The organism is Nocardia sp. NPDC056564 (assembly GCF_042793755.1).
Taxonomy (GTDB): Bacteria; Actinomycetota; Actinomycetes; order Mycobacteriales; family Mycobacteriaceae; genus Nocardia.
Map to the genome: position 1 here is coordinate 15,225 of NZ_JBHTUR010000029.1, position 17,899 is coordinate 33,123.

The window sequence follows — 17,899 nt, forward strand, 5'->3', positions numbered from 1 at the left end:
GATTTCTGGTTGATTCACAGGGACAGGGCGACCAGGCGGCGGTCGTCCGCGGTGGCGGTGCGCCCGTCCGCGGCCGCGTTCCCGACGAGCGGGATCTCGGCGTGCGGGGCGGGCGCGGACGCGGGCACGGGGGCCAGCGCCTTCTGCAAGGACGCGATGAGATCCTCGAGGCTCGCGGTGTCCTGGATGTCGTCCAGGAACTGGGTTCCGGTGGGCGTCATCCCGCTGTTCGAGTCACCGCGCGGGGTGTTCTGGTCGCGCCAGGCCCGGATCGCGGAAACGATGTAGGACTTGACATCCGGGCTCGACAGCCCGATCAGCGGCACCACCACGATGACCGCGAGCAGCAGCAGCGGCACCACGACCACCACCGGCAGCACACCGGCCAGCAGCAGGGTCGCCGCCGCGGCGAGCAGCAGCGGAGCACCGACGAGCGCTGCCCCACCGGCGGCCAACGCCAGGCCCGCCAGCGCGGCCGCGCCGAGCGCACCGGCCACACCGACCGGCACCGCCACCGCCAGCAGCGTCGCCAGCAAAGCGACGGTCAGCAGGGCCGCCAGCGCCGCAGGGACGCCGAAGGCGAGGAGCGGCAGACCGATCACCGCGGTCACCACGGCAGCGGCCACGGCCACCGAAACCGTTACTGCGACAGCAGTAGCCAAGGCCAGCAGCGGCAACGCCGCCAGCGCCAGGGCAACCAGGCCAGCCACCGCGCCCGCGCCGAGCAGCGCGACAACCGCGCCGACGGCGATGGCTCCAACCACCAGCGGCGCGATGGCGAGCGTCGCCAGCGTCACCGCACCGACGGTCAGCAGCACCGCCGTCGTGATCACCGCACCGAGCGCCAGCGCGCCCAGCACAGCGGCGGTCACGGCCAGCGCAACCGCACCGAACGCGGTGAGCGCAGGCACCGCCACAGCCAGCGCGAGCGCGCCCAACGCGATCAAGCCCGGCAGCGCCAGCGCGGTAGCCACCGAAATCGCACCGAAGGCCAAGGCGCCCAACGCAATCGCCACCGGCAGCCCCAGCGTGACCAGCGCGCCGAGAGCCAGCGCCCCGAACGCGACCAGCGCAGGCAGTCCGAGCACCGCTGCCGTAGCAACAGCAGCCAAGGCCAACGCCCCGAACACCACCACAGCAGGCAATCCCAGCGCAGCAAGAGCGATGACCGCCCCGATAGCCAAGGCGGTCAACACAATCGGCGCCGCGACCCCCAATGCCGCGAGAGCAACCGCACCGGCCGCCAGCACCGCACCGAACGCGAGCACGGCACCCAGGGCGAGCACCGGTGCCACCACGAAGGCCAGAGCCGTAAAGGCGATCGCACCTGCCGCGAGCAGCGCACCAACCGTCGCAACCGCACCCAGCGCCAGCGCGCCGAACACGATCAGCGCAGGCAGTGCCAGCGCGGCAAGCCCGATCAGCACCGGGAGCGCCAGTGCCGCCAGCGCGATAGCACCGGCCGCGAGCACGGCACCGATTGTGAGCACCGCACCGACTGCGAGAACGGCCAGCACCACGGGCGCAGCCACGAGGGCCAAGGCCGTAAGAGCACCCGCGGCGAGCAGCGCGCCGACCGTGACGGCGGCGCCAAGAACCAACGCGCCCAACGCAATCAGTACGGGCAGTGCCAGCGCGATCGCGACGAGCACGAACGGCGCGGCAAGTACTGCCAGGGCCAGTGCGCCGAGGACGAACGGTGCCGCCAGCGCGGCCAGCGCGACCGCTCCTCCGATGACCAGTGCGCCCAGCACAATCGGGGCGACCACCAGTGCCAGCGCACCGAGTGCCACCGCGCCCGCGACGAGCAACGCACCGAGCACGAACGGCGCAGCCGCCAGAGCCAATGCGCCGAGCACCGCGCCGACTGCTAGAGCGCCGAGCACGAACGGAGCGGCGAGCACAGCCAGCGCCAGCGCACCGAGCACCGGCAATGCGGCGATGGCGAGTGCCCCGAGCACGAATGGCGTGGCGAGAGCGGCGATTGCCACCGCAGCGGCCAGACCGGCGAGCGCGGCGAGCACAGGCGAACCGAGCACCGCAGTGACCACCAAGGCGACGACGGCCAAGCCGGCCAGCACAATCAAGGCGCCGACGGTGAGGCCGGCGACGACCACTGCGGCAGCGGTCAGAGCGGCGGCCACTACGGCCACTGCGACGACCGCAATTGCGCCGAGTGCGAGGAGGGCCGGCAATCCGGTCCAACCCGCGAGCACCACCACTGCCACCGCGGCGAAGGCCAGGACGGCAAGGGTGACGACCGTGCCCAGCGCGAGCGCGCCGAGCGTGGCCAGTCCCGCGAGGGTTGCCGCGACGACCGTGACCACGGCGGCCAGGGCCAGCGCGGCAAGACCGATCGTGCTGGCGATGCCGAACGCGGTCAGCGCGACGACGGCGGCAAGAGCGAGCGCACCGAGGACGATCGCGCCGACGACACCGATAGCGGCAAGCGCGATCAGCGCCGGTATGCCGGTCCAGCCGAACAGCACGACCACGGCCAGCGCGGCGAACGCGAGCACCAGCGTCGTCACCACACCGGCCAGAGCCAGCGCACCGAGTGTCACCACCCCGGCCAGACCCAATCCGAGCGCACCGAGCACGACCGCCGTGGTACCGGCGAGCACAGCGAGTGCGACAGCGCCGAGTCCGAGCAGAATCGGTGCCGCCGCGATCGCCAACACGGCGGCGCCGATGGCCAACGTGGTCAGAATCGCGGCACCGGTAGCGATCAGCGCACCGATGCCGATCACCGCACCAAGTGCCAACGCGCCCAACACGATCAGCGCAAGCGGGGCCAGCACAGCGAGGGCGACGACTGCTGCGATCGCGACCGCACCAAGCACAAACGGGGCCGCGATCGCAGCCAACACTCCAAGCGCCACCACGGCCCCAATCGCGAGCACACCGAGGACGAACGGTGCGGCGATCGCAGCAAGCACCACCGCAGCGATCACGGCGACGGCAACCACTGCCGCGATTGCCAACGCGCCGAGCACGAACGGTGCGGCAATCGCGGCAAGAATCACCGCGCCCACAACACCGGCGATAACCAGCGCCAGCACCGGCAATGCGAGCACTGCCAGCGCAACTCCTGCTGCAATCGCGAGTGCGCCGAGAACAAACGGAGCAGCAATTGCGGCAAGGATCCCGAGGCCGACCACAGCCGCAATCGCCAACGCGCCGAGCACCAACGGAGCGGCCAGAACAGCGAGTGCGATCAGAGCTGCCACGGCAACCGCGGTGACCACTGCGGCGAAGGCACCGAACGCGAGCAGCGCGGGTCCGCCGAACACGGCGATCACGACCAATGCGGCGAAGGCCAGCGCCGCCAGAGTGACCGCGCCGCCGACCGCGAGGCTCGCGAGCGTGGCCACCAAAGCGGTCACGAACGCGGCGATCACCACTACCGACGCCACCAGGCCCGCGCCCACCACGGTCGCGGCGACCGCGGCGATCATCCCGATCACGATCAGCGCGGGCAATCCGGTCCAGCCCAGCACCACGAAGACGATCGCGGCCGCAAGCGCAAGCACGCCGACCACGACCGCGACACCGAATGCGATGGCGGCGAGCGTGATTGCCGTAGGCAACCCCAGCGCGAAGACAGCGACCAGCGCGGCGAACGTCACCGCGGCGATCACGATCAGCGCGGCGAGGGCGAGCGCGGCCAGCGCGATCGTCTCCACCACGGCGAACACCGTCAGCGCGGCAACCGCGGCAAACGCCAACGCGCCGAGCGTGACCACGCCGACCAGAGCGATCGCGGCCAGCGCGATCAAGGCGGGAATTCCGGTCCAGCCGATCGCCAGCACGACTACCAGCGCGGCGAATCCCAGCACCGCGATCGTCGCCACCGCGGCAAGGGCCAGCGCGGCCAGCGTCACCGTGCCGGCGAGACCGAATATGGCGAGGCCGATGACGGCCAGCGCGGGCAATGCCACGGCGGCGAGCACGATGCCGCCGAGCACCACCAGCACCGGCAGCGCCACAACAGCCAGCACGATCGCACCGATAACCAGCACCGGGATGGCGATCGCGGCCACCACGATGGCGCCGACGATCAGCGCCGCGATGATCAGCGGAGCGGCCAGCAGTGCCACCGCACCGACCGCCAACGCACCGACGATCAACACCGTGACGATGACCGGAATCGCCAGCAACGGCAGCGCCGCATGCCGCGTACTGAACAATCCGTCGTTGTTCAGCATGCTGCGGATTTCGGTCAGCACCGGTTGCAGGACCTCGTGCAGCGAGCCTGCCGGGTCCGCCATGAGCTTTCGGATGCCTTCGGCCAAGCCCAGCAACGGATCTCCGTCGCCTACGGTCTGGCCGAGCATCGGGTTCAGCAGGTCGCGCAGCGCTTGCGCGGGGTCGGGTCCGTCCTTGGGGAAGTCGAAGAGGGTGCGGGCCTGGCTGATCAGGTCCTCGATGGGCGAGGCGATCGGGTCGCGGCGGGCGCCGGCCTGCTCGATCGCCTCATTGACGAACGCCAGCATGTCCTCGACGGGACCGCGCAGCGGACCGCTCGGGAAGGTCGCGTCGGCCCATCCGGCCAGTTGTTTCAGGTCGACGCCGGTACTGATGACCTGCTCGGCGACCGCGGCCAGCTCGGTGACCGAGGACGGCGCGAGGCCGATCGGGCCGGAGGCGGTGGTCGCACCGGGTGCCGCGTTCGGCGTGCCCGCAGGGTGCGGCTGGTCGGCCGGTGTGGCCGGCGGCGTGGTGAAGCCACGGATCATCTCGCCCGCGCCTTGGGCCGGGGTGCCCGCGGTGACGTTGTCCAGTGCGTTCAGTGCCTGGTCGATCGCGCTCTGTCCGGCCGGTCCGAGGTTCGTCGCGATATTGCCGAGTTCGGGGACCGCCGCACCGATGTCGGGTACGGAACCACCGAATTCGGTGACCGCACCGTTGACCGTGTCGCCGAGACCGGGCACGGCCGAGTTGAGGCCGGGGATCAAATCGGTCGGGTTCGCGGGGATCGGCGGAAACGCGGGAGCTTCGGCCGACGCCTGGCCGGTCGACACCATGACGGTGGCCAGCGATGCGAACGCGGCCGCCGCGTAGAGACCTCGGCGATGGCGTTTGGCTACCTTGCGATGCTTGGCGGCGCGCTTGGTTGTTCGAGAACGTTCGTTGGCTGTGAGCATGGGAGAACCTTTCGATCGAACAGGTGATGCAGCGAATACACAGCCGGACTCGGCTGGGAATGCTGAGCTCGCGCGGAGCTCTCCGAACGACGACGATTCGTGTGGGTCAGACCGGTCCGCTTTCGCCGGTCGCACAGACCGCGCGTGACCAGCCACCGTTCGATCCGACGGTGGTCCCGATGCGGGTGTGCAGAATTCCGCCGATATCGCGGCAGCGGATGTACGCGTGCTGTCCGACGCCTGCCCCCGGCGCACAGGTGATCGTGAGCTGGTTGGGCACCGCGTAGTCGGAGGTGCAACCAGAGGGAGGTGGGTCGGCGGCGGCCGAACCTGCGACGAACGCCGAACACACGATGGTCGAAATATAGACCGCAGCTAATGCTGCGCAGCTGGTGTTTCCGTTCATGCAATCAGGCTCGAGGCAGCGCCTGGGCGAGTCAACAAACAAGTTCGTTGATTCGCATATCCTCGCAGGTAGAGCTGCTTCTATCACTAATCCGCCGCGGATTATCTTTACGGGTCATTGATGTCTGCAAATCTTGACATCTCGATTCAGTGGCACAGCTCACTGCCGCGTGAATAGCTTCTAGCGATCTTTCAGCTAACTCCCGTGCGACGCTCGAGCGCGCGTCCCGAACCCGACCAAGCGACCGCTACGCACTCGCGCGAGCTAGCCGAGGTGGCCGTTGCTCAACCCGAGTCGCTCGCCGATGTCGGCGATGCTCATGCCGTGATCGTGTGCGTCTTCGATCGCGGTCTGACGGATGCCGGACAGCTCGGCGATCCGGAGTTGATAGTGGGTGATCAGGTTGCCGGCCAGCTGAGCGCGGCGGATCGGATGCGCGACGGACCGGATTTCGTCGACATCGTCATCGAGCGGGAGCGGCTCGGCCTTCGCGACCGGCGACCGACCGATGACGAAGGTCCCGCGTCGCGGCACGGTCCGCACCAGCTGCTGATTACTCAGCAATTGGATCGCCTGCCGGATCACCGACCGCGACACCCCGTGCCGCTCGGCCAGCTCAGCATGACTCGGCAACTGCGCATCGCCAGCAAGCGTCCCGTTGCGGATCCGCCGCGCATAGTCCTCCGCGATGGTGACGTATGCCGCCTCGGCCATCCCGTCGATCCCTTCGTCTGCGGTACTGGGATCGAGAGTACGGCGGGCAGCGGGATCGCGTCGGGGACAAGTTCGGGACCTGTTGCGTTTCAACAGGTCTTGGCGGGCTGCATGGTCGCCCGAGCTCGGATCGTCGCACTTCGCTGCTTTCGGTAAGGGGCCGCCACAGAACCCGAAGGCACGCCAAATTGCCGGGCCGACGGAACCGATAAGCGCCACCGTGCGTCAGTATCAGTACACAAAGCCAAGGAGCTGGCTGGTCAGCGAGTGGGGCCGGTCGCGAATCTGCCGTCGTTTCACGAGGTGGGAGGAGGTAAGGCGATGTTCGAGCCGTCCAAGGCTGATTTCAGTGATCCGAATTGGGGACGGAATAAGCCGACCTCCCTAGGCGATCCGAGCAAACCACCCTCAGCCGTGGTTGTTCGGAAGTGAAGCAGGGTGATGAGGTCGACATTCGTGGTTTGATGAGCGACTCAGCGTTCTGGCAGGCGACGACGTTGGCGTTGCCTGTCGGGGTGGCGGCGGCCGTGGCGGTGTTCGCGTTTATCGCCCGACTTGCCGATGCGGCTTATCCGTCGATCGACGCGTCGAGACAGGTGGTGTTCCTGGCCGTCGTCGTTTTGATGGTTGCGACTGCTGCTGTCCTCGTGCTGCGGAGGACGCCGCGGGCACTGGGGGTGGCTACTGGCGTAGCGACGGCGGGCCTTCTGGTCGCGTTTATCTGGGTGGCGACAGGATGAGCGCGAAGTATGTGCGCGCGGACTGGTTCGGTCCCGAGTCATTTGTGGCTGCAGTCGTTGGCATGGTCAGCATTTCGCTGCCGTATTCGGGAATAGTCCCCCGCGACGCGGTCTGGTGCGTTATCGGTCCTCTCGTCATAGGTGGCCTGCTCGTCGCCGTCAGCGCCGCTGGACTGCCACACAGCATGCGCATCCGCCGACTCGGAGTCGGTTTGCTAGCGGCGTTCGCGGGACTTCTGTTGTCCGTCATCGGTTTCCTGGCCGGCCTCGCCGTCGGCGCGATCTTCACCTAGTCGCCCAGCCCACACCCCACCAAGGCGCCCGCGAACGGGACATGGCCGCGCCGACACGCCGATCAGAGCTCTGTCGTGTCCCGTTCGAGTAGGGGGCAGTCGGCGGTGGGTCTGCTGGACCGTATGGGATCGGTCAGGGCGGGCGATCGATCGCGGCGTGGCGGAAGTTGTCCGGGGTGTGGCCGGTCCAGCGGAGGAAGGCGCGGCGCAGTGCCCGGGCGTCGGTGTAGCCGACGCGGGCGGCGACGGAGTGGACCGGGAGGTCGGTGTCGCGCAACAAGTCGGTGGCCCGCCGGTGACGTGCGGCGTCGACGGTGGCGCGCCAGCTGGTCCCGGCCTCGCTGAGGCGGCGCTGCACGGTGCGCGGGCTCACGGCGAGCCGGGCGGCGACGCCGTCGAGATCTAGGTCGCCCTCGGCCAGGGCGGCGGTCACCGCGGCCTGGAGTTTGTCGTGCCAACTCGAGACCGGCCGGGCGGCGGCGAGATTCAATGCGGCGTAATTGCGCAGTACCTGCCCAAGGTGCGGGTCGGCACCGGTGGGCAGAGCGCCGACGTCGAGAAAGGTGATCTCGGAATGCGGGGCGCCGAAATCGATACGGCGGGTGCCGAACCCGTCGACCAGATGGTTGTACCGGTCCCGCGCACGATGGGTGAACGCGACCCGTACCGGAACCAACTGCTGGCGCGTGGCCTCGCGTATGCGCCGCAACATGGTCGCGAGCACGAATTCTTCGACGGGTGCCAGCACCATCTCCGGTTCGACGGTCGCCGTGGTGCGAATGGTGAGCAGACTGCCGTCTTGCACCAGCTCCCACTCGACCCCTGGATCGGTCACCACGGCCCGCAACTCGATCACCGTGCGCAAACTCTCCGCCAGGGTGGCCCGGCTGGAGAACAGATAGTCCCAGACGTGCAACCTGCCTCGATCGGCCTCCGCGGCCGCGAGCAACCCAGAACCGGGGCCGGCGGTGGCGTCGATCAATTCCCAGATCCGCCACACCGATTGCGTGGGTACCCGCAACAGGTCGTCGTCGAGATCAGCCGCGTCCAAGCCCGTTTCATGGGCCAACTGCACACCGGCCACGCCAACGCGCAACGCGGTCGCCCGGATCACCGCGGCGGTCCGCGCCGGGATGGTGCCTTCCATCATCGGCGGAGCATAGCGAGCGGCAGATAGTTCCATGTGGTCGGTTTTGCGTATGCGGTCCCCATCCGGACGCATACGGTCCCTGTCCAGGGCTCTGGTCCGCTCATAGATTCATGGATGCGGGCGAACCTGCGGCGAACGCGGACAGCGAAACCCCGTCCAGGAGCAGCCCACTCTCCCGTTCCTCTACCACACCGATAGGCCGATAGCATGACCAGTCCCGCGAAGATCCTCGGCATTTCCGGCAGCCTGCGCGCGGATTCGCACAACACCGCACTGCTGCGCGCAGCCCAGAGGTTCAGTGCCGGACTCGAGATCGACATCTACGAGCGTCTGCGCGAAATCCCGCCCTACGACTTCGATCTCGACAACCCGGCGCGGCGCCCAGCCGTGGTCACCGAACTGCGCCGGCGCATAACCGAGGCCGATGGCCTGCTCATCGCCACGCCTGAATTCAACTATTCGGTTCCCGGCGTGCTGAAAAACGCCATCGACTGGGTTTCCACCGACTGGACCAAGCACGAAGGGCTGCCGCTGCGCCACAAGCCGATCGCCGTCATGGGCGCGGCTCCCACCCAATTCGGCTCTGTCCGTGCACAACTCGCACTGCGTCAGGTATTCGTATGGACCGAGAGCGACGTGGTGGTCAAACCGGAGGTGATCGCCTTCCGTTCGCACGAACGCTTCGACGAGGGCGGCAACCTGGTCGACGAGACCACCATCGAACTACTTCAGAACCTGCTCACGGCCCTGGCGCAGAAGGTCCACCGCGACGTGCCGAATCAGTTGAGCGAGCACGCATCAGTGCACGCCTGACCGCGCTTGCAGATCACGTATTCACTTGGGAGACAACACCATGCGACCCGAACAGATCGCCTGGGCCGGGCTCGCCGCCATGACCGTATCCTTCGGCCTGAACTTCACCATGGGCGTATTCTTCGCCCCCACCGCGGCCGAGTACGGTATCGACGCCACCGCCATGGCCATCGCGGCGACCCTCGGCACGACCGTCACCGGCCTGGCACAGCACCCCATCGGGCGACTGCTCGACAGCACCGGCGCCAAAGCCGTTCTGGTCGGCGGGCTCACGCTCATCTCGAGCAGCTACCTGGCGCTTTCGGTGGTGGACCGGACTTGGGAGTTCGTCGCCGCCTACATGGTTCTCGGCGGACTCGGCTTCGCGTCCTCGTCCACCCTCACCGTCACCACACTGCTCGGCCGCGTGCACGGCGATCAGGCCGGGCCCGCACTGTCGCGCGCGGCGCTCGGCATCAATCTCGGGCAACTGATCACTCCATGGGCCGCCACCACCCTGTTCGACCCGATCGGAGTGCGCCCAACCTACGCCCTGCTGGGCGCGATCGGTCTCGCCGTGACCGTCTTCCTGGTGCTGCGTCTGCCAGCGTGTCCCGGAGCCGGACGGCGGGCCGGTGGCGCGGATTCGCTGCACGGCCGCGGAAAGCTGCTGGTGGCCTTCGGATTACATGCGGCGACCCTTTACGTGGTGATCCTCATGTTGCCCGAGCACGCGACCGAACTCGGCTGGAGTGTCACCGACGCGGGCCGGCTGGTAGCCCTGGCCGCGCTCGCCGCGGGCCTGAGTTCGGCCGCCATGGTCCGCCTGCTGCGCCGACACCGTCCCGAAAGCCTCTTGCGCGCACTGTATCTGGTCCGCGTGCTCGGGTTGGTTCTGGCGGCCTTCGTCCCGGGCACCGGTGGGCTCGTCGCGACGGCAGTCCTGTTCGGCGCGGCATCGTTCCCGATCGTCCCGCTGACCATGGCCGTCATGTCGCGAGGCTTGGACCCCGCCCGCATGGGCCGGACCCTGGCGCCGGCCTGGATCACCCACCAACTCGCGGCCGCGGCCGGCCTGGGCGTCGCCACCCTCATCCACGCCCAAACCGACAGCTACCGCGGCTATTTCGCGCTCGGTGTGCTATTCAGCCTGGCCTGCCTGGCACTTTTGACGCCGAGCCGCACTCCTCGAACCGAACTCGCGCCCGCGCAGTAGCACAACGCCCAGGCGCTGCTCGGCAGCCAATCCCCCTCCTACGGAAGAGAAAGCTAATGACAACACAACACCGCACCGTGCAGATCCAGGGTTTGGATGTCTTCTACCGTGAAGCCGGAGATCGGGCCAACCCGACTCTGGTTCTGCTGCACGGATTTCCGTCCAGCTCCGCCATGTTCCGCAATCTTATCCGCGACCTCGGCGACACATATCATCTGATCGCACCCGACCACATCGGTTTCGGTCAGTCCGCTATGCCGCAGGTTGGCGAGTTCGACTACAGCTTCGACAAGCTCACCGAGATCACCATCGAACTGCTCGACACCCTCGGCATCGACGAGTTCGCACTCTATATCCAGGATTACGGCGCGCCCATCGGCCTGCGGATCGCCTCCCGCCATCCCGAACGGGTCACCGCACTGATCACCCAGTCCGGCAACGCCTATCGCGAAGGCTTCACCCCCTTCTGGGATGTGCTGTTCGCGCATGCCAAGGACCGCGCCGCCAACGAGGCTGAGGTGCGCAAGCTGCTCGAACTCGACGCCACCAAGTGGCAGTACCTGCATGGCGTCCCCGAGGACCGTAAGCCTCTCGTCAGTCCGGACACCTGGATACTGGACCAGGCATACTTGGATCGCCCCGGCAACAAGGAGATCCAGCTGCAACTGTTCTGGGACTACCAGTTCAACCTCGACGGTTACCCCGACTTCCAGAAGTACTTCGCCGAATACCGCCCGCCCACGCTGATCGCCTGGGGCGAGCACGACGAAATCTTCGGCGCCGACGGCGCCCGCGCATACCTGCGCGATCTGCCCGACGCAGAACTGCATCTGCTGAACGCCGGCCATTTCGCCCTGGAGACCCACGGTGAGGAGATCGCCTCGCTCATTCGCGAGTTCCTCGGCCGGAACCTGACCACACGGAAAGACCAATGAAGAACACGACTTTGGAACTGCTGCACATCGGCGGACCCACCATCCGATTCCGCTACGCCGACCTGATCTGGCTGACCGACCCCACCTTCGACGAGCCGGGCGACTATGTGGGTGGCGGCGGCGTCACCCTCACCAAGCTGACCGGACCCGCGGTGTCCGCCGCCGACATCGGCCCCGTGGATGTGGTGCTGCTCTCCCACGACCAGCACCCGGACAACCTCGATCGCTCCGGCCGGGAACTGCTCGGCAGGGTCGCGACCGTGCTGTCCACGCCGGACGCGGCCGCGCGCATCGAAGGCGTTCGGGGACTGTCGAATTGGGAGACGACGCGGCTCGGCGCCGTGACCGTCACGGCCGTGCCCGCCCTGCACGGCCCCGAGGGTTGCGAGCCCCTGACCGGCGTGGTCACCGGATTCGTGCTCCAAGCCGACGGCCTGCCGACCGTCTACGTCTCCGGCGACAACGCCTCGGTCGACTACGTGGAACGCGTCGTGGCCCGGATCGGCCGGATCGATCTGGCCATCCTCAATGTGGGTGCGGCCAATACCGATCGCTTCGGCGACGCCGATCTGACCCTCAACGGTCGCACCGCGGTCCGCGCCTCCGCCGCACTCGGCGACAGCGTGATCGTGCCCGTCCACGCCGAGGGGTGGGCGCACTTTTCCGAGCACCTGCACTACCTGACCAACCGGTTCGTGCTCGCCGATCGCGCCCACCTGCTGCGCATCCCGGTGCCCGGCGAGCCACTCGTCGTCGATGTCGCGGCCGCCGTCGTCCGCTGAGCAGGCCGGGAGTGCGGCCGCGATTCAGTGCCCGAGTACGCTCCGGAACAGTTTCGCGGCCGCATCGGCTGCCGGGTTGATCAGGTTCGGGTCGTCGTAGAAATCGATCTGGCCGATCGACTCGAGCCACAGCTCGGACTTCTCGCTGGACACGGTCGCATAGAATTTGCGCGCAAACGGTGGCACCAGGGCGTTTTCGGAATGGACCAGGGCGAACGGCACCGCGATGCGGGCGGCGGCCTCCATGGCATCGAAGTCCCCGTAGGCGAACGAGGCCACGGCGTACCCGTTGGTGTAGTTCGGGACCGCGCCGCGCGGGGTTCCGTAGTACTCGTACGCCTCGCGCAGCGGCATCCCGACGTCACCGCCATCGGGCGCGACGGCCGGAATGGTCTCGGACTCACCGGTTTCGCGCCAGATCGCCTCGGCGACCCGACCGCGCTCGATCACGGCAGGATCAGGCGGAGCGTCCGACGGATTGGTGTAGTACCCGGCGACACCGGCGAAGGCGAGGATGCGCGGATCGTCCGCGACCGCCCGGGCCATGTATCCCGCGCCCGCACAGATACCGACCGCAGTAACCGGAAGTCCGGCGGTGCGCTCGTCAGCCGCCAACGCGGTGACCGCGTTGCGAATGTCCTCGGCCTTTCCGAACCCGTTCTCGAACTGCCTGGGCCGGCCTTCGCTCTCCCCGAATGTCCGGTGATCGAAGGCCAGCGCGGCGAACCCACGCGCGGCCAGCGCCTGCGCGTAGGCCCCGGCAGCCTGTTCCTTCACCGAAGTCAGCGGACCGCTGGTGACCACCGCTGCGATCGGCGGCCCGTCGGGCAGGTGCAGCAGCCCGACCAGCTGATCGCCCTCGCTGGTGAATACGAATCTCTCGGTTGTCGACACTGTGATCCCCTTGAATTGTTCTAACTTGTGAACCTTAAGGCGAGCGGGAGCACGGGTGCGAACAGGCCTGCCACTGCTCGCGATCGGGCTGCCGCGGTGAGGGTCGCACCGCGGGCGGTGTTGAACGCACTGCCGACTTCTCCTGGATAGCGCCCTGTTGTGTCCGCGACTGGTCAATCAGTGGAGCGTTGTTGCCCGGCGCGGCCAATCCAATTTGGTGGAGTGTCCCGAATGGGTTCGAATCCGAGAAGCGGATTCCTTCTACGGATGGAGCTATCGCATGAATCTCGCCGTGCCCGGATCGTCACCGCCGCAGCGTCCTGTTCGGTCGCCGCATCGGCGTGGTGCTCCTCGCGCCGACCACCCAAGCCGCACACACATGGACTTACACCTGCGACAAGATCGTCGAGGGAAAGGTAGTAGACGCCGACCTCGAGTCTGCTGCTTACACAGGGGCCGGAAATTGCAAGGCGTCGAACGATGCTCCGGCGAGTGGGAAGATCACAAACGCTTTCGAGTTGGTAGGCCGTGACAACAAGCGGGTCGGCTGTTGGGTCGTGGAAAGTCGCGACGAGGGCAGCCGGTTCGGTTCGCTGGCACTGTGTCCAAGGAGAAGGTCGAAGCGACGAAGTGCAGTTCAGATGAATGATTGCCGGCGGGTTGGCAATGAGGTAGTTCTGTACGAGTTCGGCCCCTGACCAAGATGTGTAACTCCTGGTCAGAGGCCGTTCCGGCTCCCCCATCTGGACTCGAACCAGAAACCTGCCGACTTGCAGATGGCGGAGCTACTCCGGACAACCCCACGCAGTCAAGCAGGACGTGAAAGTAGTTGCCTGCCTGCACATATGGGCTTGGAATGACGATGCTTGACAACTCAATACAACTCGGGACAACGGGGACGGCGAGCGACTTTGTGTCGACTTACTGTCGAGCGAATAGGCGATCCGTGTCGGTGGCAGTGAGTAGATTGCCGGGCATGTCGCTCAGGGACTTGCTCGATGAAGTGCTAACACTGCAACCCAACTTCACGACGGACGCGGAAGATCCATCCATGGTCCGTCGGCGGGAGCTGGTCAACAAGGAGATCCCCGGATGGATCGCGGCAGAGTTAGCGTCGAGCTTTCCGAAGTGGCACACCGAGGGCAGTGGAGGCCGGGGCACTCCAGCGCTGATTCCGTGGAGTCGCTACTGCGATCATGACCGCAGCCCGAAAGCTGGCGTCGGTTGGTACGCCGTCTACCTGTTCAGCGCCACTGGAGATGCGGCTTACCTGTCGCTGAATCAGGGCACGAGCCCGTTCGACCCGATCCGGCAACGGATCATCCCCTTGCCTGACGATGTGGTGACCACCCGCACCAACTGGGCTCGCTCAGCGCTCACCGCGGGAGGGGCAGCTCCAGCGACCTTCGACACCATCGACCTGCGTACGACCAACGGACTGGGTCATGCTTACGAGCTGGGCAACATCCACGGCATCCGGTACAGCGCGGGTTCCATCCCCTCTGACGACCAGCTCCGCCAGGACTTCAGCAGAATCGGCGAGCTGCTCGACAGGCTGTACCAGATCGACGATGAAACTGCCTTCATTCCGGGTGATGTCGCACCGGAGATCGTCGACGCCGAAGTCGCTGCGGTCGAATCCGCCGGTCACCCGCGGCGCGCGGCCGGCCAAGGAAGCGGACTGAGTCACGCTGAGAAGACCGCGATCGAGGATCACTCGGTCAAACTCGCGATCGAGCACTTCAAAGCGAGGCACTACACCGTCCAGAACACCGGCAAGAAGAAGTCCTACGACCTGCTGGCGACACTTGGATCCGAGAAGGTCTACGTGGAGGTCAAGGGAACGGTTTCCAGGGGTGAGCAGGTCATCTTGACCTACAACGAGGTCGAGCATCACCTCGAAGTGCACCCCAACAACGCTCTCGTGGTTGTGCATTCGATCGATCTCGACCGGAAGCAGACTCCGCCGGTCGCATCGGGAGGTACTGTCGTCGTCCATCAGCCATGGCAGATCAACGTCACTATGCTTCGGCCAATTTCCTATCGTTACACCACGCCACCCGCATAGTCTGGGAGCCGCCGGTCAACTTCTGAGCGTCTTCCTCACACGTGCAAGGTCGCTGGTTCGAACCAGCTGGGACCGCCGACTCCGCTTTAACTATGAGCAGGCATTGTGGTGAAATTCTACGAGCCACAACGGAATCATCGCTCGCCGAGTATCATCTAAATATGCGATCCCAGGGACCCGACGACTGGCGCAGACGTGCCATTCTGGAATACAAATACGAGAACATCGTAAGACTGCTATTCGGCGGAATTATGGCCTTCGCAGGCATGTTCGCAGCAGTATTGATTAACGCCGTCGTACCTAATAAAGTGGAAGCATCGCCGATTACTCAGGCATTCCTTTGGATAGCATTTGTCAGCGGAGCATTCTCTCTTATGTACGTCTGTCTCCAATATCTGCTCGTAAATCGACGTTCGAACGCAGCGTTGAGACGGATTGATGACGAAAATGAAGCCTTGCGCGAAGGCGAGGAAGACTAGTGCCGACCTCCGATGCTGAGATGCACCGAGCTATACAGCGGTACTTCAATCAGAACCTTGCAAACCTAGTTGTTTCGCAACCACCGCCTCCGCCGGCAGCCGACCCCGAAGCCCCTGCGTTCGCGCCCGTACCACAGAGGCTCATCCATCGACCAGGGACGATAGGTCTTATGGGCGGTGGATTTGCGATTTTGGCAGCGTGTATAGCAGGATTCTTCGGATTGCTAAAATCCACTCCGCCCCCTCCGCCTCCTCCGCCGGCAGTGGTTATCAACTGTGCCCAGCAGCAGGCAGATCTGTTGAAAAACCTTCACGATTACCCCGACAAGCCATTTATCTTCAGCGGCCCAAGCGAGGAACAGTGCCACTTGAATGAGCTCACACCCGGTGGCTTCACAGGTGGGGGCAGTTGGGGTGATTGACTGCAGGTGGATGCTGCTTAATTCAGTTCGATTCAGGAGTGCAGGCGCCCTGCTCAGCATGTTGATGATGAACATCGGTCCTGGCGTTTGTGCTGGTGGGCCGAGTTGGACTGAGTGGTCCTGACCTGCTGGTTCTAGGTCGCAACGTTGGGTGTGGTGGGTACTGCCGGGCGGCGCTGCGTACTTGCCGCGTACCGAAGCTGTGGGACTGCCTGGCCTTCGGCATCTTTGTCGTGTCCGGCCACGGATCGGCGATGAACCATCTCGGCTGTGCGACTATCGCTTCATGAAGCTCGCCGACTGGTTGGGGTTCTTCGGGCCGATCCTTATCGCCGTGATTGTTGCCGTCACCCCTTATCTAAGGGGCCGGGCGGAGTTGCGCGACAAGCGGGCACAGATTCGAGCCGACCTAGACCTTGTAGGCCTTCTACCAGACAATATGTATGGTCGGGACGTTCTGATGACAAGTATTGACCGCCGAGTTCGCCTGTTGGCGACAACTGCTCTCCCAAGAGCCTGGCGCCTCGGTTCCGATCACACACGGGAGCGCGTTCAATACAACCTGATCCGGGCTGTTCTGGCAGTCATGCTGGTATTTTCGTATGTCTACGCATGGTGGATCGCTGACTCGTGGCGAGATCGTCTCCTCCCGATTGCAGTCATTTTTGCGTGCGGTGCGGGGTTGCTCTGGTTGAGATCGCTTCTCGACAAGCTGGATGTGAAGGAGACGACCAGACTCCACAGCGAGGAACTTGCCCAGTTCACGGAGCGGATGCGGCAACGCGATGCGGCGATTGCGAAGCTTGTGGAGGATGCGCGGCGCCACGTGCAATGGCAGCACTGGGTGGAACAAGAGTTCGCGAATCGGGGAATCCAGCTTCCTCCAGCGCCGCCTGACAACTTCGAGGATATTGGACTCCCCGAGCCAATCGACAACCACGAGTCCGGTCCTGAGTCGAACGAATCGTGATTGCGGATAGGTTGTCTATCCGCCCTGTCGCCTACACCATCCGCTTCCTCATACTGGCCGTCCTGTGCTGAAGGAGGGATAGTCAAGGGTGCCGTAGGCATCGCGGAGCGACGCGTAGCGCCCTTTACTCTCCCGGACTGAAGTCAGATCATTGGGCTATGAGGAGGCGGGCACCCAGCTGGACCACGCCGATCCGTAGACGAGACGTATCTGCGTGAGCTGGTCCGATGGTGCTGGCAGTGCCGGCCGATTGAGGCTCATCGGGATCAGTGGATTTCGGTCCTGCGGGTCGTCGCCGACGCGCCGACTGCGCCGGGGCGGCGGAGGGACGGAGCGTAGGCCCGTTGCGCGTCGTGAGCGCGGCGGCGGCGGCCCGTAGGGCCGCCGCCCTTGATCCTGTATGGCCAAATTCGGCAATGGTCTGCGATGGTTGGGTGACGTGGAGGATCGCTGCGTCCGATGTACGCAGGCGCAACGCATTGGCGATGGGTGCGCGTCCGGCTGGATTGTGGGTGGTGATACGCCGATTTCTGGGTGGCGTACTGGGGATTCCGGGCAATTCACGGAAGGTCCCGTGTTCCAACGGTTTCCGTCGTCACATCGTCGTAGGGTGGTCGCACCTCCAGTTGAGGGGCGGTATGGAATCGGTCCAGCCATGCCGCGCCGAGAGAGGAGGTGGTGGGATGGCAAAGCATCGCCGGAAGAGCAAGACCCCGGTCGACTTCAGCATCATCTTGGTAGGAGCTGCTGTAGCCGCCGGGGTGCTCATCGTGGTCCGCCGAGTGCGGGCTAGATAACCCACCAGGTGGAGTCGTCGTGCGTGGCGGCTCCACCGCTCAGCATCACTCGCGTGATGCTTTGACTTTACATGGAACGATGCCGTTGCGGTGA

At 65.7% G+C, this 17,899-nt stretch carries 14 protein-coding genes; 9 read left to right on the forward strand and 5 right to left on the reverse strand.

The genetic code is table 11. The features are described from left to right. Nucleotides 1-14: 14 nt before the first annotated feature. The 3 genes from ACFQ9K_RS41840 to ACFQ9K_RS41850 all read right to left on the reverse strand — a co-directional run bounded on the left by ACFQ9K_RS41840 (nucleotide 15) and on the right by ACFQ9K_RS41850 (nucleotide 6,267). Nucleotides 15-5,147, reverse strand: a complete 5,133-nt coding sequence (locus tag ACFQ9K_RS41840; RefSeq protein ID WP_378721279.1) for a hypothetical protein — start codon at nucleotides 5,145-5,147, stop codon at nucleotides 15-17. A gap of 106 nt (nucleotides 5,148-5,253) precedes the next feature. After that, nucleotides 5,254-5,553: a hypothetical protein gene (locus ACFQ9K_RS41845; RefSeq protein ID WP_378721280.1), complete on the reverse strand. Its 300-nt coding sequence runs from the start codon at nucleotides 5,551-5,553 to the stop codon at nucleotides 5,254-5,256. A 264-nt stretch (nucleotides 5,554-5,817) separates the two neighbouring features. Then, nucleotides 5,818-6,267 carry a winged helix-turn-helix domain-containing protein gene (locus tag ACFQ9K_RS41850; protein WP_378721281.1) on the reverse strand — a complete coding sequence of 150 codons (450 nt, stop codon included), beginning with the start codon at nucleotides 6,265-6,267 and terminating at the stop codon, nucleotides 5,818-5,820. A gap of 428 nt (nucleotides 6,268-6,695) precedes the next feature. Here ACFQ9K_RS41850 and ACFQ9K_RS41855 point away from each other — a divergent pair, with 428 nt between their 5' ends. Together ACFQ9K_RS41855 and ACFQ9K_RS41860 are read left to right on the forward strand one after the other, a co-directional pair. Further along, nucleotides 6,696-7,007, forward strand: coding sequence for a hypothetical protein (locus ACFQ9K_RS41855; RefSeq protein WP_378721282.1), 312 nt, complete (start codon nucleotides 6,696-6,698; stop codon nucleotides 7,005-7,007). Further along, nucleotides 7,004-7,300 carry a hypothetical protein gene (locus ACFQ9K_RS41860; RefSeq protein WP_378721283.1) on the forward strand — a complete coding sequence of 99 codons (297 nt, stop codon included), beginning with the start codon at nucleotides 7,004-7,006 and terminating at the stop codon, nucleotides 7,298-7,300. The genes ACFQ9K_RS41855 and ACFQ9K_RS41860 overlap by 4 nt, the downstream gene beginning before the upstream one ends. A gap of 133 nt (nucleotides 7,301-7,433) precedes the next feature. On the opposite strand, the gene ACFQ9K_RS41865 is transcribed toward ACFQ9K_RS41860, so the two are convergent. Continuing rightward, complete coding sequence (locus ACFQ9K_RS41865; RefSeq protein WP_378721284.1) at nucleotides 7,434-8,450, reverse strand: AraC family transcriptional regulator ligand-binding domain-containing protein; 1,017 nt, start codon at nucleotides 8,448-8,450, stop codon at nucleotides 7,434-7,436. Between the two features lie 207 nt (nucleotides 8,451-8,657). Between ACFQ9K_RS41865 and ACFQ9K_RS41870 the strand changes: the two genes are divergently transcribed. Genes ACFQ9K_RS41870 through ACFQ9K_RS41885 form a run of 4 tightly spaced genes read left to right on the forward strand, consistent with a single transcriptional unit; the run spans nucleotide 8,658 to nucleotide 12,175 of the window. After that, nucleotides 8,658-9,263 (forward strand): NADPH-dependent FMN reductase, encoded by a 606-nt coding sequence (locus ACFQ9K_RS41870; protein WP_378721285.1) that lies wholly within the window; start codon nucleotides 8,658-8,660, stop codon nucleotides 9,261-9,263. Nucleotides 9,264-9,303: 40 nt separating this feature from the next. Then, on the forward strand, nucleotides 9,304-10,458 hold the full coding sequence (locus tag ACFQ9K_RS41875) for an MFS transporter (RefSeq protein ID WP_378721286.1): 1,155 nt from the start codon (nucleotides 9,304-9,306) through the stop codon (nucleotides 10,456-10,458). A gap of 56 nt (nucleotides 10,459-10,514) precedes the next feature. Continuing rightward, nucleotides 10,515-11,393, forward strand: a complete 879-nt coding sequence (locus ACFQ9K_RS41880) for an alpha/beta fold hydrolase (protein ID WP_378721288.1) — start codon at nucleotides 10,515-10,517, stop codon at nucleotides 11,391-11,393. Beyond that, nucleotides 11,390-12,175, forward strand: coding sequence for an MBL fold metallo-hydrolase (locus ACFQ9K_RS41885; protein ID WP_378721289.1), 786 nt, complete (start codon nucleotides 11,390-11,392; stop codon nucleotides 12,173-12,175). Before ACFQ9K_RS41880 ends, ACFQ9K_RS41885 begins: the two co-directional genes overlap by 4 nt. A 24-nt stretch (nucleotides 12,176-12,199) precedes the next feature. Here the strand turns inward: ACFQ9K_RS41885 and ACFQ9K_RS41890 are convergent, their stop codons facing one another. Then, nucleotides 12,200-13,069 carry an alpha/beta hydrolase gene (locus ACFQ9K_RS41890; protein WP_378721290.1) on the reverse strand — a complete coding sequence of 290 codons (870 nt, stop codon included), beginning with the start codon at nucleotides 13,067-13,069 and terminating at the stop codon, nucleotides 12,200-12,202. Between the two features lie 976 nt (nucleotides 13,070-14,045). On the opposite strand from ACFQ9K_RS41890, the gene ACFQ9K_RS41895 reads away from it, so the two are divergent. The 3 genes from ACFQ9K_RS41895 (at nucleotide 14,046) to ACFQ9K_RS41905 (ending at nucleotide 17,008) form a co-directional block, all read left to right on the forward strand. Then, nucleotides 14,046-15,137: an MrcB family domain-containing protein gene (locus ACFQ9K_RS41895; RefSeq protein ID WP_378721291.1), complete on the forward strand. Its 1,092-nt coding sequence runs from the start codon at nucleotides 14,046-14,048 to the stop codon at nucleotides 15,135-15,137. A 161-nt stretch (nucleotides 15,138-15,298) separates the two neighbouring features. Continuing rightward, the gene (locus ACFQ9K_RS41900) at nucleotides 15,299-15,616 is read left to right on the forward strand and encodes a hypothetical protein (RefSeq protein ID WP_378721292.1); all 318 of its coding nucleotides are present in this window, start codon (nucleotides 15,299-15,301) and stop codon (nucleotides 15,614-15,616) included. A gap of 708 nt (nucleotides 15,617-16,324) precedes the next feature. Then, nucleotides 16,325-17,008, forward strand: coding sequence for a hypothetical protein (locus tag ACFQ9K_RS41905; RefSeq protein ID WP_378721293.1), 684 nt, complete (start codon nucleotides 16,325-16,327; stop codon nucleotides 17,006-17,008). The last annotated feature ends 891 nt before the right edge of the window (nucleotides 17,009-17,899 follow it).

Coding starts and splice junctions, on each gene's coding strand:
- ACFQ9K_RS41885 (WP_378721289.1), top strand. CDS start 11,390: ATGAAGAACACGACTTTGGAACTGCTGCACATCGGCGGACCCACCATC.
- ACFQ9K_RS41875 (WP_378721286.1), top strand. CDS start 9,304: ATGCGACCCGAACAGATCGCCTGGGCCGGGCTCGCCGCCATGACCGTA.
- ACFQ9K_RS41900 (WP_378721292.1), top strand. CDS start 15,299: ATGCGATCCCAGGGACCCGACGACTGGCGCAGACGTGCCATTCTGGAA.
- ACFQ9K_RS41860 (WP_378721283.1), top strand. CDS start 7,004: ATGAGCGCGAAGTATGTGCGCGCGGACTGGTTCGGTCCCGAGTCATTT.
- ACFQ9K_RS41895 (WP_378721291.1), top strand. CDS start 14,046: ATGTCGCTCAGGGACTTGCTCGATGAAGTGCTAACACTGCAACCCAAC.
- ACFQ9K_RS41870 (WP_378721285.1), top strand. CDS start 8,658: ATGACCAGTCCCGCGAAGATCCTCGGCATTTCCGGCAGCCTGCGCGCG.
- ACFQ9K_RS41850 (WP_378721281.1), bottom strand. CDS start 6,267: ATGGCCGAGGCGGCATACGTCACCATCGCGGAGGACTATGCGCGGCGG.
- ACFQ9K_RS41865 (WP_378721284.1), bottom strand. CDS start 8,450: ATGATGGAAGGCACCATCCCGGCGCGGACCGCCGCGGTGATCCGGGCG.
- ACFQ9K_RS41845 (WP_378721280.1), bottom strand. CDS start 5,553: ATGAACGGAAACACCAGCTGCGCAGCATTAGCTGCGGTCTATATTTCG.
- ACFQ9K_RS41905 (WP_378721293.1), top strand. CDS start 16,325: ATGAAGCTCGCCGACTGGTTGGGGTTCTTCGGGCCGATCCTTATCGCC.
- ACFQ9K_RS41840 (WP_378721279.1), bottom strand. CDS start 5,147: ATGCTCACAGCCAACGAACGTTCTCGAACAACCAAGCGCGCCGCCAAG.
- ACFQ9K_RS41880 (WP_378721288.1), top strand. CDS start 10,515: ATGACAACACAACACCGCACCGTGCAGATCCAGGGTTTGGATGTCTTC.